This is a genomic window from Serratia sp. LACPHL-BACT-2024-00286 (assembly GCF_043109535.1).
GTDB lineage: Bacteria > Pseudomonadota > Gammaproteobacteria > Enterobacterales > Enterobacteriaceae > Serratia > Serratia sarumanii.
In genome coordinates this window covers 314,009-330,780 of sequence record NZ_JBICNA010000005.1, presented here as the reverse complement: position 1 = coordinate 330,780, position 16,772 = coordinate 314,009, and the positions used below count along the sequence as shown (strand labels likewise).

Here is a 16,772-nt window from a genome sequence, read left to right as displayed (position 1 = left end):
AAGCGCCACTTTGCGATCTGATTACTTGGGAATCAAAGAAAAACAGGATATTGCTCTATAAAAGTATCTTTTACGATCTATGAGGCTAAAAATAACAGTAAATTAACTTCAATTAGGAAATAAATTGCGAATGTTCGCCTTGATCAAAAAAAGCCTTTTTTTGCTGAGAGGCATTTGCCAGAATATTCATCGCCGGACAAGAAGGACGGATTAGAAAGTATTGGCCTCTGCTTGTTGTGATTTCGTTTATTTTTATATGACGGATTCATTAATGGGTGGGCCGCTGCAGACTTGCCGTTATCGACGTATTTATTGTCGATGCCTTTGGGTTTTGGCAGTTAACCAACCAGCAAGATGCTAAAGAATCAGGGCTGCGCACATATAAGCGCGAGCAGGTTTCCTGTTGCTCTTTTTCTTGATTGGAATATGCATTTTTTCTTATAAGGAATATAGGTTCTATGAAACTTAACAAAATCATGATGGCTGCAGTGATTGCATTTGGCGCAAGTTCTTTTGCACAGGCAGCCGATCAGGGACACGGTAAGGTCACCTTCACGGGCTCTATTATTGATGCGCCATGCTCTATTGCGCCCGAGTCGATCGATCAGACCGTAGATCTGGGCCAGGTTTCCAACGTGGCGTTGAAAAACGGCGGCAAATCCAACCCGCGTCCGTTTGAAATCAAACTGGAGCAGTGCGACATCACCACGCTGAAAACCGTTAAAACCACCTTCAGCGGCGTCGCATCGTCCACCGACAAGGATCTGTTGGGTATCGCGGGCACCGCCAGCGGCGCCGGCGTAGCCATCTCTTACAATGGCCAGCCGATCAAACTGGGTGAAGCGACTACCGCGCAGACCCTGAATACCGGCAACAACACCCTGCATTTCGCCGCCTACCTGCAGGGCGAAGGCGCTTCCGCCGCCATCGTTCCGGGCGATTTCACTGCCGTAGCCGATTTCACCCTGGCTTATCAGTAAGTGAGCCCGAAGGCTTAATCAACCAGGCATGGGGTTCGCCGCATGCCTGGTGAATCTCCCTGTCAAAGGAATGTCGCGATGTTTTTACCAAGGAATCGAGCGGGTGCCGTTCTTTTGGCGTCGTTGGCGTTTGCGCCCGGCCATGCAACTTCCGCCGCGCAGGGGTGGGGCAAAGTCAACATGCACGGCGCCATTATCGACACCGCCTGCGCCATTGCCGCCGGCAGCCGCGATCAGACGATCGATATGGACACTATTCCTCTCGGGCAGATCATTCGTGACGGCCAGGGGATGACCAAACCTTTCAGTATCGAATTGGTCAATTGCATTTTGGAACGGCCGGAAAACAAGCCTGACTGGAAATTCTTTCAGGTCACGTTTGATGGTTATGCGGAAGGCGCTCTGTTTGGCGTACAGGGCGATGCGCGCGGCGTTGCATTGGAGATAAAAGACAGCAGCGGCACGGCGGTTATTCCAGGGAAACCTTTGCCGATGGAGGGAATAATACCGGGGAACCGAGTGCTGAATTATTCCATGACGTTGATGCCGAATCACCAGCCGTTGAAGGTGGGAGCGTATTTTTCCACAGTGCGTTTTAAGCTGGATTATTTTTGATTTTTTCTCGTACTGACGGTTAATTCGTTATTGAAAGGACTTTATTATGCTTTCACCGGCAGGGAAGTTATTTCGTCTTCAGGCCTTGGGGCTTTGCGTTGCCCTTTCTCTGGGAAATCCAATCGCGTTGGTCTATGCCGCCGACGTGATTCAATTCAATACCGACGTATTGGACATCAACGATCGCAAAAATATCGATCTGAGCCAATTCACGCGCAGCGGCTACATCATGCCGGGCGTTTATACCATGGTGGTGCACGTCAATAAGAACGATCTGCCGGAACAGCCGGTGACGTTTATGGCGCCCGAGAACGATCCTAAAGGCAGCGAAGCCTGTCTTTCGCCGGAGTTGGTCAACCAACTGGGGCTGAAAGAAAAACTGTTAAGCACGCTGAACTGGACGCACGGCGGCCGTTGCCTTGACGCCTCCAGCCTGGCGGGGATGGAAGCCCGCGGCGATCTTGCCAGCTCTTCGCTGTATCTCAACATTCCTCAGGCCTATCTGGAATACAGCTCGGAAAACTGGGACCCGCCTTCGCGCTGGGATGATGGTATTCCTGGGCTGCTGTTTGACTATAACGTCAACGCCCAAACGCAAAAACATCAGAAGGGCGGCAGCAGTTACAGCCTGAGCGGCAATGGCACCGGCGGCGCCAACCTGGGCGCCTGGCGTCTGCGCGCCGACTGGCAGGCCAACCTCAACCATCAGACCGGCTCTTCTCAGCCGACCGACAAACAGTTCGACTGGAGCCGCTATTACGCCTACCGGGCGATCCCGGCGCTGCGTTCGCGGCTGACGATGGGTGAGGATTACCTGAACTCCGACATTTTCGACAGCCTGCGCTTTACCGGCGTCAGTCTGCGATCCGACGACAGCATGTTGCCGCCCAACCTGCGCGGCTATGCGCCGGAAGTGACCGGCGTGGCGAAAACCAACGCCAAGGTGGTGGTCAGCCAGCAGGGGCGCGTGCTGTATGAAACGCAGGTGGCGGCGGGGCCGTTCCGCATTCAGGACATCAACGATGCGGTTTCCGGCGAGCTGGACGTGCGCGTCGAAGAGCAGGACGGCAGCGTGCAGGAGTTCAAGATGAACACCGCCAACATCCCTTATCTGACGCGGCCGGGTACGGTGCGTTACAAGCTGGCGACGGGCAAGCCGTCGGAGTGGGGGCACCATCTGCGCGGGCCGATGTTCGGCACCGGCGAGTTCTCCTGGGGGATCAGCAACGGCTGGTCGCTGTACGGCGGGGGCATCGCCGGCGGCGATTACAACGCGCTGTCGCTGGGGATCGGGCGCGATCTGATGGCGCTGGGGGCGTTGTCGTTCGATGCCACGCAGTCGCGTGCGCGTTTGCCGCAGGATGGCACGCTGACCGGCGGTTCGTACCGGCTGAGCTATTCGAAGAACTTCGATGAATACGACAGCCAGGTCACCTTCGCCGGTTACCGCTTCTCTCAGGAAGACTTCATGAGCATGGGGGACTACCTGGATGCGCGTTACGAAGGGGGGCGCAGCGGCAAGAGCAAGGAGATGTACACCATCACCTTCAACAAACAGTTCCGCGATCTGGGGCTGAGCACCTATCTCAACTACAGCCACCAAACCTACTGGGATCGGGCACCGAACGATCGTTACAACCTGATGGTGTCGCGCTACTTCGACATCGGCGATTTCAAGAACGTCAGCGTGTCGCTGTCGGCCTATCGCAACCGTTACAACGAGCGCAACGACGACGGGATGTATCTGTCGCTGTCGCTGCCCTGGGGCAGCGCGGGCACGCTCAGTTACAACATGACGCTCGATCGCGAAGAGAACGCCCACCGGGTCGGGTACTACAACCGGGTCGATGAACACAACAACTATCAGATCAGCGCCGGCGCCGCACGCAGCGGAGCGACGGCCAGCGGTTATTACAGCCATCAGGGCGACATGGCGCAGATCAACGCCAACGCCAGCTACCAGGCCGGCCGCTACAGCGCCGTCGGCATCGGCGCGCAGGGCGGCCTGACAATGGCGGCGGAAGGGGCGGTGCTGCACCGCGTCAATACGCCGGGCGGCACGCGCTTGCTGCTCGATACCGAAGGCGTCGCCGGTGTGCCGGTGCGTGGCTACGGCAGTACGGTGCTGACCAACCGTTACGGCAAGGCGGTGGTGGCGGATGTAAACAGCTACTACCGCAATAAGGCCAGTATCGATCTCAACAGCCTGAGCGACAACGTCGAGGCGACGCGTTCGGTGGTGCAGGCCACGTTGACCGAGGGGGCCATCGGCTACCGCAAGTTTGAGGTGATCGCCGGCGAGAAGGCGATGGCGATCGTCAAGCTGGCGGACGGCAGCGAGCCGCCGTTCGGCGCCACGGTGCTGAATGCCCGCAAACAGGAGACCGGCATCATCAATGACGGCGGCAGCGTTTACCTGTCCGGCCTCAATCCCGGCGAGCGCATGAGCGTGCACTGGAACGGCGCGGCGCAGTGTGAAATCCAGCTGCCGGCGCCGCTGCCGGCCGAAATGTTGATGAACACGTTGCTGCTGCCTTGCCGTCCTCTTGCCGGCGACAAGCCGGCGGCCGACGCCAACTGACATACACCCGGCGGAGTGCGCTCCGCCGCTAAACCGCCGGGGCGGGCTCGTCCGCTTCCGGCCGACTGGAACCGTGAAGACATGATGAATCTGACTATGACCAGAAAGACCGTTTTCCTTGTGGGCCCGCTCGCCGCCGCGTTGACGATCGGCGCGGTCAGCCTGCCCGCTCATGCGGCCATCGCGCTGGATCGCACGCGCGTGATTTTCGACGGCGACCTGAAAACGGTCAGTCTCAACATCAGTAACCAGAACAAACAGTTGCCGTATCTGGCGCAGGGATGGATCGAAGACGATCGCGGCAACAAGATCCAAAGCCCTTTCACCGTGCTGCCGCCGGTGCAGCGGGTGGAACCGGGCAAACCGAGCCAGGTGAAGATCCAGTCGCTGCCGGCGGCGCGTCAGCTGCCGCAGGACAGGGAGACGCTGTATTACTTCAACCTGCGTGAGATCCCGCCGCGCAGCAATAAGCCGAACACGCTGCAGATAGCGCTGCAGACGCGCATCAAAATGTTTTATCGCCCGGCGGCGCTCGCCCCGAAAAAGAACGCGGCGCCGTGGCAGGAGCAGCTGACGCTGACCCGGCAGGGCGACAAGTACGTGGTGAACAACCCGACCCCGTATTACGTGACGATCGTTGAGGCGAGCGCCGGCAAGGGCGGGAAAGGGGCGGCGGGCTTTGAACCGCTGATGGTGGCGCCGAAGGCCAGCGCCCCGCTGAACGTCTCCGCCGCGAGCCTCGGCAACGGGCCGTCGCTGGCGTACATCAACGATTACGGTGGGCGGCCGCAGTTGAACTTCCGCTGCGCCGGCAATGCCTGCCAGGTCGTGCCGGTCGCCAAATGACGAGCCGCGCCAGCAGGGAAGACAGAGTGAACACAGCGGAGTGAACGAATCATGCAACGAAAGATCCCCATGTTGTTGGGAAAAGCCTATGAACGTCATCAGCGACGCACTATCGGCCTGACGGTGTTGGCCGCGCTGATGGTGCCGCTGACGGCGGGCACGATGCTGATGCTGATGCCGCCGGCCCGCGCGGTGGACAACTGGGAGGTGGAGGGCGCGAACGGCACGCTCCACGTCTACGGCGCGTTGACGGAAAGCGCCTGCAGTCTGGAAATGACCACCGCTCGTCAGGAAGTGTGGCTGGGGGAGACGGGAACGGCGCATTTTCAGCGCCCGGGCGATCGCGGCACGCCGGTGGCGTTCGAGCTGACGCTGAAAGACTGCCTGCGGGCGCCGGCGAGCAACCGCGACGCCTGGACCGGGGTGCTGGCCTGGAGCGGCAGCCAGCCTGCGGTGTCCGTGGCGTTTGCCGCGCCGACGGATGACGACGCGCCGAGCCTGGTCAGGGTCGCCGGCGTCACCGGCTTGGGGTTGCAGTTGGCGGATGCCAGCGGCCTGCCGGTGCGCCTCGGCGCGCGTAACAAACCGATCTTGCTGACGCCGGGGCAAAACACCCTGACGTATACGGTGACGCCGGTGCGCACCCCGGCGACGCTGAGCGCCGGCGCCTACCGTGCGGCGATCGATTTCCGCCTTTATTACGACTAATACGCCGCTTGCGCCGAGCCGGCGCAAGCCTAACCAAAGGGAGTGGCGTCATGCGCGCGACAGAGACGAACCGGCGCCGGAGCGCGCTGTTGGGGGCAGGCATGGTCATGGTGGCCGGCATGATGGCGCAGCCGGCGGACGCGGCGGAAAACATGCGCTTTCACGGGACGCTGGTGGCCGAGCCGTGCGTCATTCAGCCGGGAGATGAGGATATCCAACTGGATTTCGGCACCATCGTCGACAAATACCTGTATCTGAACACCCGCACCCATAGCCAAACCTTCGCGTTGCACCTGACCGAGTGCGATCTCAGCCTGGGCAATACGGTGGCCATTACGTTTACCGGCACCGAGAACGCCAAACTGCCCGGCCTGCTGGCGCTGGATGCCGGCAGCATGGCTTCGGGGATCGGCATCGGGTTGGAGGACAGCAGCGGCAAGGCGCTGCCGCTCAATCGCGCCAGCGATAAATTCCGCCTGAATGCCGGCAACACCACGCTCACGCTGCAGGCCTATGTGCAGGGGGAACCGGAGGCTATCCAAACGAAGACCATCGGCCGCGGCACCTTCAGCGCGGTGGCCACTTTTACGCTGGAATACGAATAAGCGTCTACAAGGACAAAAAACGCAATGATGATAAAGCCCCTCAATCGCGCCCTGCGCATGGGCCTGCTGTGCCTGTTGGCGTTGAGCGCCGCCGCCTGTCAAAACCAAAAATCGGGCAAACCCGCCGTGAACACCCAAAATCAGGCTGTGCAAGCGCCGTCAGAAGAGGCTTTGCGCAAGCAGCGTGAGGCCGAGCAGCTGCAGCAGTGCCAGCAGCAACTGGGCGCATTGCGCACCATCAACGAGAAACAATATCAGCGCTATAAACAGGCCTTCGACAGCCTGATGAGCGGCGCTTCGCAGTACGCCAATCTACGCGCCCGGGTAAACGGCGACACGCAGGAGACGGTGGATGCGCTGTATCGCTACAAGGTCAACTATCTGTGCGCCGGGGTGAATCAGGCGGTGTTGACCGGGCTGGCGGATCGCGGAGAGCAGATTAAATGAGGATGCGTCTGCTCGGCTGTGTCGCTCTGCTGTTCACCGGCGTTGCGCAGGCGGACGACGGCGTGCCGGCGCTGCTGCAGTTTGCCGAGCAGTATCAACGGCAGAGCACCGGGCCGAAGAGCGAAAACGCGGCGCCCGCCGACCGCGCGTCGGGGCAAAAAAAGCGTGAGCCGGCGAAGCGCCCGTCGGACACCCAACAGCCGGCTTCACCGGCCAAAGCTTTTACGCTGAGCCAGGCATTATTGGCGCGTGACCAACAGCTGGCGCGCCAGCGAATGGAACTGACGATGTTGCGCCAGGAACTTGCCGCGCTGCGGGCGGAGAAAGCGGCGCCATCCGTCGCGATGTTGCCGGACTCGTCAACGCTGCAGCAGTGGATCGCCGGGCTGGGCGCCGCCTGGCGCGGTTCGCCCGATGCCCAGCGCGCCGAGGCGCTGCTGCGTCAGGCGACGCAGGAAACCGCCAAAACCAAAGCGGCGGCGATGCAGGCCGAACGGCGCGCCAGCGAGCTGGAGTCCGCCGCACAGGCATCGGCACAGACGCTTGCACAACGCCAGCGCGAGCACCAGGAGGCGCTGCACGCTCTGCACGCCGCGTTGGAAGCGAGTGAGCAGAAGCGAGCCGCTGAGCAGAAGGCGACCCAGCAGGCGCGCGAGGCGCTGTTGGCGCTGCATCAGCGGCTGCAATGGGAGATGACGCCGGAGCAGTTGAAGGATGAACGCAAGCGTTTGTCCTACGCGGCGGGCAGTGCGCTGGGGCGCGACATTCAGGGGGTAGTGGCGGAGCGTCAAAGCTGGGGCGTACCGGTGGATCGCGACAGCCTGTTGGCGGGCGTCATCGATAGCGTGTCGGGGCGTTTGCAGCTGCCGCCGGATGAACTGAATGCGCTGACGGCGCAGGCGGATGCCGCCGCCGTGGCCGCGCGTGAGAAACGCGTTAACGAACAGCGGCGGCGTGACGAAGATTACCTGGCGCAGTTCCGTCAACAAAAGGGCGTTAAGCCGTCGGCGATGGGCTTCTGGTATCGGGTGGATTACGCCGGGGAGGGGGCGTTGGCGCCAACGGCGGTGGTCGATGTGGTGGTGAAGGAGAAACTGACCGACGGCACGGTGATCCAGGATATGGAACTGAGCGGCAAGGTGCTGTCGCAACCGCTGTCCGAATATCCGCCGCTGTTTCGGGAGGCGATAAGCCATCTGCATAACCACGGTTCGCTGACGATGGTCGTGCCGCCGGCGCTGGCCTACGGCGAAACCGGCTATCCGCCGAAGGTGCCGCCCAACGCCACCATGGTTTATGAATTACGCATCGACAACAGCCAGGCACCGGCAAAGGGTGCCAAGGCGGTTAAACGGGAAGCCGACACGGCGGGAGGGCAGGGATGAACACCATGATAAAAATCGCGCTATTTGATGAAAACCGTTACTTCAGCGCCGGTTGGCAGGAGGCCCTGGCGCTCCACTTCAGCACTTACGGCAAGCGCACGCTGTTACTGGATGCGCAGCAGGTTCACGAAGCCGATCTGGTGTTCTGCTATTTTCCTCCCGGCGTGCAAAGCTGTTTTTGTCACTTCTTTGAGGCGCAGGCTGCGGGGCGCCAAACGCTGTATTTCTCGTTGCGAACGCCGGAGGGGCGGCATAAACGCACCGCCGGCACCCGCTGCGCGCTGGAGGCCGGCGTCATCTACCACGATACGCCGCTGGTATCGGCTCTGTATCAGGTGAACGCCGAGTTGGAGCGGCGCAGCAAATGGCCGGGCAGGCCGAGTTGTGGCATGAACTGCGTATGCCAGCACCGAGGCCTGACGCTGCGCGAACAGGAGATCATGCGCTGCATGACGCGGGAGATGGGAGTGACGCAAATCGCACGGATGCTGGACATCAGCGTGAAAACCGTCAGCAATCACAAGATGAGCGTTATGCGCAAGATGGGGTTCCGGCGTAATGCCGAACTTTACGGCTGGCTGCGGCACAGCGCCCGTCCCGGCGCCGTGGGGGCGCGAGCCGGCATTCAGCCTGGCATTGCGGCAGGGAAGGCGCAGCACTGAGACGGCGCCGGCCCAATCGGAGCGGCCGGCGCCTTAAGTGCCTCGCCGTGGCGGTCAGTTGCAGGCCACGACCTTGATCGCCAGCCCGCCCTGCGAGGTTTCGCGGTATTTGGCGTTCATGTCTTTGCCGGTTTCGTACATGGTTTCGATCACCTTATCCAGACAAACTCGCGGTTCGCTGGTGCGGCGCATCGCCATGCGTGCGGCGTTGACCGCCTTGACGGCGGAAATGGCGTTACGCTCGATGCAGGGCACCTGAACCTGGCCGGCGAGCGGATCGCAGGTCAGCCCCAAATGGTGCTCCATGGCGATCTCCGCCGCGATGCACACCTGCGCCGGGCTGCCGCCCAGCAGCTCGGTCAACCCGGCCGCCGCCATCGAACAGGCCACGCCCACTTCCCCCTGACAGCCCACTTCGGCGCCGGAGATCGAGGCGTTCATCTTGTACAGCGCGCCAATCACGCCGGATGCCAGGAAGTAACGGGTGTAGGAGTTGGCGTTTACCGGACGGATGAACTTGTCGTAGTAAGCCAGCACCGCAGGAATGATGCCGCAGGCGCCGTTGGTCGGCGCGGTGACCACGCGGCCACCGGCGGCGTTCTCTTCGTTGACCGCCAGCGCGAACATGTTGATCCAATCGACCACGTTCATCGGGTCGATATTGTTCTTGTCTCCGGTCACCAGAATGCGGCGCAGCGCGGCGGCGCGACGCGGCACCTTCATCGGGCCGGGCAGCAAGCCTTCGGTGTTGATGCCGCGTTCGATACCGGCGCTCATCACCCGCCAGACGTCGGCGAAGTGCGCGTCGATATCGGCCTTGCTGCGCAGCGCCAGCTCGTTCTGCATCACCAGGCCGGACAGCGACAGCCCGGTGTCTTTGCAATGCTGCTGCAGATCGTGCGCCGATTTGAACGGGTAGGGCACCGGCGTGGCGCCCTCGGCAGACTGGCCGAAGTGCTCTTCGTCGACGATGAAACCGCCGCCGATCGAGTAATAGGTTTTGCTGTGCAGCAGGCGCTCACCGGCGAAGGCGCGGATGCGCATGCCGTTTTCGTGCAGCGGCAGGTTATCGCTGTGGAAATTCATGCCGCCGTGCTGCGGGAAATCCACCTCGTGATGGCCGTTGGCCAGCGGCAGGCGGCCGCGCTGTTCGACGTCGCGGATAAAGCCGGGAATGCTGTCGATGTCCACGTCGTGCGGCAGGTTGCCGGCCAGGCCCATGATGATGGCGATATCGGTGTGGTGGCCTTTACCGGTCAACGACAGCGAACCGTACACGTCGACCACCACGCGGGTGGTGTCCTGCAACTGCTGGTGGGCGATCAGATCGTCGACGAACTGTTTGCCGGCTTTCATCGGGCCAACGGTGTGGGAACTGGATGGGCCGATGCCAATTTTGAAAATATCGAAAACGCTGACCATGGTCTCGCCTCCTTCTTCAGGTTTCAGGCGGTGAATACGGGAAATGGGGGAGTGCGGGAGGGCCGGCGCGCAGCGGCGCCGGCCGGACGTGATTAGCCGAGCAGGCTGAACACGATAGCAGAGATGGCGATCAGACCCATCACAACCACGAACACGTTGCTGATGTGGCCGCTGTACTTGCGCATGGCAGGCACTTTACGGATGGCATACATCGGCATCAGGAACAGCAGCATGGCGATGATTGGGCCGCCCAGGGTTTCGATCATGCCCAGGATGCTTGGGTTCAGGGTGGCGACGATCCAGGTGGTCACCAGCATGAAGATAGCGGTCATGCGGTTCAGCTTGGCGGTGCTGACGGTTTTGCCGCGGCTCTTCATCGACTTGGCAACCAGGCCGTTGAAGCCTTCACGCGCGCCCAGGTAGTGGCCCAGGAACGATTTGGTGATGGCGACGAAGGCGATAACCGGCGCGATGTACTCGATCATCGGGTTATTAAAGTGGTTAGCCAGGTAAGACAGAATCGAGATGTTCTGCGCCTTGGCTTCCGCCAGGTTTTCCGGCGTCAGGCTCAGCACGCAGCTGAACACGAAGAACATTACGGTCAGCACCATCATGATGTGTGCGTAGGCCAGAATGCGGGAGCATTTCTTCTCGGCGTCTGCGCCGTACTCTTCACGTTTGGCGACGGCGAAGGCGGAGATGATCGGCGAGTGGTTGAAGGAGAACACCATTACCGGGATCGCCAGCCACAGGGTCATGATCAGGCCGTGGCCCATGCCGGTACCGCTGCCGGACAGCGACACGTTTTCGAAGATGGCGCCGGTCCAGTTAGGGATCAGATACACCGCCAGCAGCATCAGCACCGCGACGAACGGGAAGACCAGGATGCTCATGGTTTTCACGATGGCCTGCTCACCGAAGCGCACGATGGTCATCAGGCCGACGATCAGGATCAGCGACAGGATGGCGCGCGGTGGCGACGTCATACCCAACTGGTGGGTGATGAAGCTGTCGACGGTGTTGGTGATCGCCACGCTGTAAACCAGCAGAATCGGGTAGATGGCGAAGAAGTACAGCAGGGTGATCAGTTTACCGGCGGTGATGCCGAAGTGCTCTTCTACCACGGCGGTGATGTCTTCACCGGGATTCTTGCCGGACAGAACGAAACGGCACAGGCCGCGGTGGGCAAAGAAGGTCATCGGAAAAGCGATGATGGCCATGATGATCAGAGGAATCAAACCGCCGATGCCGGCGTTGATTGGCAAGAACAGGACGCCTGCGCCGATGGCGGTGCCATACAGGCCCAACATCCACATGGTATCCGTTTTACGCCAGGTACTGCTGGAGCCCGAGGCCGCAGAGGCAATTGTGCCGGTCTGTGTAGTGTCCATAAATATCTCCGAAGTGAACACGAATTTAAAATTAAAAGGCAAAACTTAAGGTTAAACCGTCAAACGTCCTATTCAGGCAACGCTTGCGGTAAGAATCAGGTGTTGCTTGCGGGGATGTTTTGGCGTCCCCCTGGTTGTTTATTGTGTTCATTACCAAGGCACAGCGCCGGGTAATTCACTAAAGACTTTTCACCGTCACGGGCGATAAAAGTCGTTACCGCTGCCGACAGGTCTTTGCCTGTCGATTTTTGTTGGCGGCAAGATAACGATTTACAGTAGAAACAACCGTGATCCTGCTCTCAAATGCGCAATATGTGCAGTTATCTGCTTTTTTATCGATTTTTCGCGCATTTGTTGCACATTTGTGTGAGATTTTGTGCTGAGAACGCTCTCATAATAATTTCTGCGATTATGCGGTTTGTACAATAATTAGCCGGATAAAGCGCTGTGCTCAGCAGCAAGCCGAGCAATATATTTTATGCGTGGTTTTGGATCTAGCGAAAAACCCGGATTAAGCAGTTTTAGTGATGTGGATCACATTGTATTTTTAAGTAAAATTTCATTCATCGATTTGTTTTTAAATGGTTTTTAATGAAAATCGCCGTTAATAACGAAGGGAAATTACTTACGTGGTTAGCGGATAGAAATGCGTAACCATTCATCATATAAATAACAGATGCCTAACAGGTATTGGCGATATTTGCTGCAACCGCTTAAACCGCCGTTTATTTAAACATCGCGGCCTTTGGCGCGATTTATCATATAAAAGCCATAAATAGTCGTTAATTTACCCAGCCGGCAGCGGGTTTAGCCTGCGAGAAAATAATCACCCGGGTGACCTGTTGCATTTTATTAACCTGATGTTGCGTGCGGATAAGCGAAAAACGCGAATCGATTGCGCATTATTTGTTCATTTTCGGGCGGGGAAAGAAGGGGATTGCAGCGGTGCGCCGTCGGTTTCGACGGCGCAGAAGGCGAATTAATAGCGGGTAGCGATGGCGTTGTCGTTGAAGAACGCCATGAAGTCGGCGTCCGGTTGGCGATCGGTGATCACCCGATCGAACTGCGTCAGCGGGCCGATGCAGGCCGGCTTGGTTTTACCGAACTTGCTGTGATCCGCCACCAGGATCTTTTGCTGCGCCATCGCCATGGCGCGATGCTTCATCTCCAGCTCGTCGAAGTTGAAGCAGGTGGCGCCATGCTGCAGGCTGAGGCCGGCGGCGGAGATAAAGGCGATGTTCGGGCAGATGTGATCGAGCTCGTTGCGGCCGCCGACGCTGGAAAAGATGTAGTTGTTCGGCTTGAACTCACCGCCGCACAGGACCACTTTGCAGTTCGGTTTGTCCTGCAGCGCCAGGAAGGTGTTCAGCGAATGACACACGGCGGTGAAGATCAGCTCGTCGGCGATGGCGTCGATGATCGCCGGGGTGGTGGTGCCGCAGTCGAAAAACACCGTGTCGTTTTCATTGATCAACGGCGCCGCCAGCAGGCCGATGCGCCGTTTCTCCGTCACCTGCTTGGCTTTTTGATCGGAAACGAAGTAGTTGGTGACGCCGTTGCTGCGCGGATCGGTCACCACGTAGCCGCCGAGCAGCACCACCGCCGCCGGTTCGGCGCTCAGATCGCGGCGAATGGTCATCTCCGAGACCCCCAGCAGCACGGCGGCTTCTTTCAGGTGGATCTTGTCAGCGCGTTTTAACGCCTGAACTAACCGGTTGATACGTTCTTCGCGCCGCGTTTCCATAGATCCGTCTTCCCACAGGTAGTAGAGGTAAAGGGCGTGCCGGCGTTTCCGGCGTTAAACACAACGATGCGGGGCAATATCGGGCCGCATTGGCCGCCCGTATTGTCCCGCATCGTTGTGTATTGGCTATGCCCGTCAGGGCATGCCGACGATCAGTAGCTGCCCGCCGCCGGCTGGGCGCCGGATACGATGGCGACGCCGGAGCTGGTGCCGATACGCGTGGCGCCGGCGTTGATCATATTCTCGGCGGTGGCACGATCGCGCACGGCGCCGGAAGCTTTCACGCCCATTTCGCTGCCCACGGTCTCGCGCATCAGTTTGACGTGCTCTTCCCGAGCGCCGCCGGTGCTGAAGCCGGTAGAGGTTTTCACGAAGGCGACATCGAGTTCGCGACACATTTCACAAACCTGGACGATCTGCGCATCGCTGAGCAGGCAGGTTTCCAATATTACCTTCAACGGGATCGCCGCGCAAACCTCGCGCACGGCGGCGATGTCGGCTTTCACTTCGTCCAGCAGGCCGCTTTTCAGCCAGCCGACGTTGATCACCATATCGATCTCTTGCGCGCCGGCGGCGATCGCCGCTTTGGCTTCAAAGGCTTTGGCGACGGTCAGGCCGGCGCCCAGCGGGAAGCCGATCACCGAGCAGACTTTCACGGTGCTTTCCTGCAGCAGCTGGGCCGCCAGCGGCACGTAGCCGGAGTTGACGCATACCGCATAGAAGTTGTGCTGCTGCGCTTCTTCGCACAGTTTGGCGATCTGCAGTTCGGTGGCGTCCATCGCCAGCAGGGTGTGGTCAACGTAGCTGGCGTAATCGATGTTTTCGGTGGTCATCGCGATTCCTTAGTGAAGTTAAGACAGTAAGCCGGATGGATAATGTGAAAATAATAACATTCAGATGCCGATAAACCTAGCGATGTTTAAAAAATGTCGACGAGATCGTCGCGAACAGGCCGTTATACGTATAACTTAAAGGTGGGGTTTTGTTATTTAAATAACATTTAACGGCTCGCGGCCTGCGCGGGCGCAACGTCGAGGGAAAAAAGATGAAGATCAACATCGAACTGGATCCTGAAGCTTTCGGGGCGCATCGGCAGGAACTGTTCCGCAATGCGGATTTCGCGGTGAGCGCGCATCGCTGCGCAGAACGCGGGCCGATGCTGACGCTGGCGAACTGCCGCGGCGCGCTGACGGTCTTGCCGTATGAGGGTCTGGCGATTTGGGACGCCGAGTTTGACGGTTATTCATTGAAATCGGGCCGCCGCAGCGCCCGCGGTCTCGGGAGAAAGCGCGCTGACGACGCGGCGTTCTGCCCCGCCTGGCCGAGCCACGACGGCGCGCCGCTGCAGATGCAGCGCGTGTGGCTGCAGCTGACGGGCGATGAGCTGACGTTGCATGGCGAAGGCGAGCGGTTGGGCGGGCGTTGGCGCATCGGCCCGGCGCTGCGTTTGGCAGCCCAGAGCGCGCAGTTCGCCATAGAGATGAAGGTTACTAACCTGGCCGAGCGGCCGCAGCCGCTGCGCTATGTGTGTCGCCTCAACTATGATTGCATTCCCGACGCGGTATTCCGCCAGAATCTGCCGACGCCGGCTTTGTTAGGGGATGCGATCGGGCAAGAACTGCTGTGCTCCGACGATCTGACGCGCTATGTGGATCAGGCCGAGTTCTTTATGCTGACGCCGCAAGGCCGGCGTTATGTCACGCGTTTCGCCACCGGGCAGTTCAACTATGGCCTGCGGCGCATCGCCGTTCAGGGCAACCGGCGGCTGCTGGCCTTTGTTCAGCCGGCGAACTGCCGCCCGAATGCGTCAGAGGGTGAGGCGGGGGTGATGCTGGGAGCGGGAAAAACGCGGGCGTTCTGCGTGACCACCGGCGTGGTGTGAAATCACGGGGCGGTAATGCCCCGGTCATGTTGTGCGGTTACTCTTTCACCCAGCCGCGGCGAATGGCGAAGGCGAACAGGAAACGATACAGGCGCGACAGCTTGTCGGCGAGGGGATCGCCGAACAGATTCCACACCAGCTGGGCGAACAGGCAGCCGACCAGGCCGAGCAGGAAACCGCCGACCATATCCAGCGGCCAGTGCACGCCGAGGTAAACGCGTGACCAGGCGATGCCGACGGCGACAATCATCAGCAGCGCACCGGACCAGACTCGGTGCCAGAACAGGAACGCCAGCGCAAAGGTAAAGATGGCGGTGCCGTGATCGCTCGGGAACGAGCTGTCCGGCGCGTGTGCCAGGAAGGTATACCCCACGCCGGCGACGAATGGGCGCTCATGCGGCAGCAGCGCGCCGATAGCGGAGGCGGCAAGCATGGCGAACAGCAGCGCGATCGTGGTTTTCGCCACCACTTCGCGCTGTGAAACCAGCTGGCTTTGCGGCCCCCACAGCCACAGGCCGACGATCAGCAGCGGCACGATAATGATCAGATCGCGCGCCAAAAAGGTGGCGAAATCAATCATCCACTCGGGAGACGCCGGGGTCGCATTGATCCAGGCGAAAAGAACATGGTTTAACTGCTCCATAACCGTTACCTCATCTTGCGGCACCAATAGCCGCTAACCATCCAATAAATAACCAACTGGCTTAACCAAACCCACCAACCCGCCCACAGGTTATGGGTAAGAAAATGTGCGCCGCGCATGATCTGACCAAAGCCCATCAGCATGCCGAGCGCAATGCCGCCGCACCAGCACCACCAGGCCAGGCGCGGGCGCTGCGGATAAAACAGGAAAAACAACGCCATGACCGCGAAACCGCTCGAGGCGTGCCCGCCGGGGAAACAGCGGCCGGGGCCCGGCAGCGCCGGCACCGCACCGAACAACGGGAAGGACATCGCCTTGCCGCCGTACTCGATCAGATCCCACGGACAGGAGTGCGCGCTGGTGGCCTTGAGAATGCCCACCACCAGCGGGCCGATGCCGAGAAGCAACATGCTGACGATCAGGCGTGCGCTGCGGCGATAGATGCCCCAAAACAGCGCCAGTACCGCCCCGACGATCACAATTTGCTTCAGCAGGCGGTGGTTGATCAGATCCAGCCAATAATTGTTTTGCCACGGGAAATGCCCGCTGGCGGGATCGTACCAAAAGTTGCCGATCGCCCAGTCCAGCTGTTCGCTGCGGGAAAGCCACAGGAACAGCAGGCCGCTGATCAGCAGGCCAAAAACCTGCCAACGGTAAAAGGATGCCGGCAGGGAGTAAAGGGCGGTTGTCTTAATTTGCGGTGCCGTTGAGGATTGATTTAATGACGATTCTGGATTCACGCGCAGGCTCGGTGGCAGGATTGAATAGCGCCACTGTAATCATTCCGTCTTAAGAAAACCTTAGTCCACCGGTAAGAAACCTCTATCCGAGGCCACCGCCTTCGGCTAAGGTAATCGTTTG

The 16,772-nt window shown here is 59.8% G+C and carries 16 protein-coding genes; 10 read left to right on the top strand and 6 right to left on the bottom strand.

The window, feature by feature from the left end; genetic code table 11:
• Positions 1 to 458 precede the first annotated feature (458 nt).
• The 9 genes from ACF8MC_RS17230 to ACF8MC_RS17190 all read left to right on the top strand — a co-directional run bounded on the left by ACF8MC_RS17230 (position 459) and on the right by ACF8MC_RS17190 (position 8,829).
• Positions 459 to 980 carry a fimbrial protein gene (locus tag ACF8MC_RS17230; RefSeq protein ID WP_025302212.1) on the top strand — a complete coding sequence of 174 codons (522 nt, stop codon included), beginning with the start codon at positions 459 to 461 and terminating at the stop codon, positions 978 to 980.
• A gap of 78 nt (positions 981 to 1,058) precedes the next feature.
• The gene (locus ACF8MC_RS17225; RefSeq protein WP_033654626.1) at positions 1,059 to 1,595 is read left to right on the top strand and encodes a fimbrial protein; all 537 of its coding nucleotides are present in this window, start codon (positions 1,059 to 1,061) and stop codon (positions 1,593 to 1,595) included.
• A gap of 46 nt (positions 1,596 to 1,641) precedes the next feature.
• A complete protein-coding gene (locus tag ACF8MC_RS17220; protein WP_049234301.1) occupies positions 1,642 to 4,176 on the top strand; it encodes an outer membrane usher protein in 2,535 nt (844 codons plus the stop codon).
• Between the two features lie 81 nt (positions 4,177 to 4,257).
• Positions 4,258 to 5,022 (top strand): fimbria/pilus periplasmic chaperone, encoded by a 765-nt coding sequence (locus ACF8MC_RS17215; RefSeq protein WP_048321394.1) that lies wholly within the window; start codon positions 4,258 to 4,260, stop codon positions 5,020 to 5,022.
• A gap of 69 nt (positions 5,023 to 5,091) precedes the next feature.
• A complete protein-coding gene (locus tag ACF8MC_RS17210) occupies positions 5,092 to 5,730 on the top strand; it encodes a fimbrial protein (RefSeq protein ID WP_053063689.1) in 639 nt (212 codons plus the stop codon).
• 50 nt (positions 5,731 to 5,780) lie between these two features.
• Positions 5,781 to 6,335 carry a fimbrial protein gene (locus ACF8MC_RS17205; protein WP_048321395.1) on the top strand — a complete coding sequence of 185 codons (555 nt, stop codon included), beginning with the start codon at positions 5,781 to 5,783 and terminating at the stop codon, positions 6,333 to 6,335.
• Positions 6,336 to 6,359: 24 nt separating this feature from the next.
• Positions 6,360 to 6,782 carry a hypothetical protein gene (locus tag ACF8MC_RS17200; protein WP_048321396.1) on the top strand — a complete coding sequence of 141 codons (423 nt, stop codon included), beginning with the start codon at positions 6,360 to 6,362 and terminating at the stop codon, positions 6,780 to 6,782.
• On the top strand, positions 6,779 to 8,167 hold the full coding sequence (locus ACF8MC_RS17195) for an FKBP-type peptidyl-prolyl cis-trans isomerase N-terminal domain-containing protein (RefSeq protein WP_048321397.1): 1,389 nt from the start codon (positions 6,779 to 6,781) through the stop codon (positions 8,165 to 8,167). The genes ACF8MC_RS17200 and ACF8MC_RS17195 overlap by 4 nt, the downstream gene beginning before the upstream one ends.
• Positions 8,164 to 8,829: a helix-turn-helix transcriptional regulator gene (locus ACF8MC_RS17190; protein WP_041034282.1), complete on the top strand. Its 666-nt coding sequence runs from the start codon at positions 8,164 to 8,166 to the stop codon at positions 8,827 to 8,829. The genes ACF8MC_RS17195 and ACF8MC_RS17190 overlap by 4 nt, the downstream gene beginning before the upstream one ends.
• A 54-nt stretch (positions 8,830 to 8,883) precedes the next feature.
• Here the strand turns inward: ACF8MC_RS17190 and ACF8MC_RS17185 are convergent, their stop codons facing one another.
• The 4 genes from ACF8MC_RS17185 to deoC all read right to left on the bottom strand — a co-directional run bounded on the left by ACF8MC_RS17185 (position 8,884) and on the right by deoC (position 14,219).
• Positions 8,884 to 10,251, bottom strand: a complete 1,368-nt coding sequence (locus tag ACF8MC_RS17185) for an L-serine ammonia-lyase (protein ID WP_049214125.1) — start codon at positions 10,249 to 10,251, stop codon at positions 8,884 to 8,886.
• 92 nt (positions 10,252 to 10,343) lie between these two features.
• The gene (locus ACF8MC_RS17180) at positions 10,344 to 11,642 is read right to left on the bottom strand and encodes an HAAAP family serine/threonine permease (RefSeq protein WP_004938697.1); all 1,299 of its coding nucleotides are present in this window, start codon (positions 11,640 to 11,642) and stop codon (positions 10,344 to 10,346) included.
• A gap of 979 nt (positions 11,643 to 12,621) precedes the next feature.
• Entirely contained in the window at positions 12,622 to 13,386 is a 765-nt protein-coding gene (gene deoR / locus ACF8MC_RS17175) for a DNA-binding transcriptional repressor DeoR (protein ID WP_033654633.1), read from the bottom strand.
• Between the two features lie 152 nt (positions 13,387 to 13,538).
• Positions 13,539 to 14,219 (bottom strand): deoxyribose-phosphate aldolase, encoded by a 681-nt coding sequence (deoC, locus tag ACF8MC_RS17170; RefSeq protein WP_164104744.1) that lies wholly within the window; start codon positions 14,217 to 14,219, stop codon positions 13,539 to 13,541.
• 212 nt (positions 14,220 to 14,431) lie between these two features.
• Here deoC and ACF8MC_RS17165 point away from each other — a divergent pair, with 212 nt between their 5' ends.
• Positions 14,432 to 15,268, top strand: coding sequence for a hypothetical protein (locus ACF8MC_RS17165; RefSeq protein ID WP_033654635.1), 837 nt, complete (start codon positions 14,432 to 14,434; stop codon positions 15,266 to 15,268).
• Between the two features lie 37 nt (positions 15,269 to 15,305).
• Here ACF8MC_RS17165 and ybjG read toward each other — a convergent pair whose 3' ends face one another.
• Together ybjG and ACF8MC_RS17155 are read right to left on the bottom strand one after the other, a co-directional pair.
• Positions 15,306 to 15,911 carry an undecaprenyl-diphosphate phosphatase gene (gene ybjG / locus ACF8MC_RS17160; RefSeq protein ID WP_049197148.1) on the bottom strand — a complete coding sequence of 202 codons (606 nt, stop codon included), beginning with the start codon at positions 15,909 to 15,911 and terminating at the stop codon, positions 15,306 to 15,308.
• Between the two features lie 5 nt (positions 15,912 to 15,916).
• On the bottom strand, positions 15,917 to 16,651 hold the full coding sequence (locus tag ACF8MC_RS17155) for a phosphatase PAP2 family protein (RefSeq protein WP_126192901.1): 735 nt from the start codon (positions 16,649 to 16,651) through the stop codon (positions 15,917 to 15,919).
• Positions 16,652 to 16,772 lie beyond the last annotated feature (121 nt).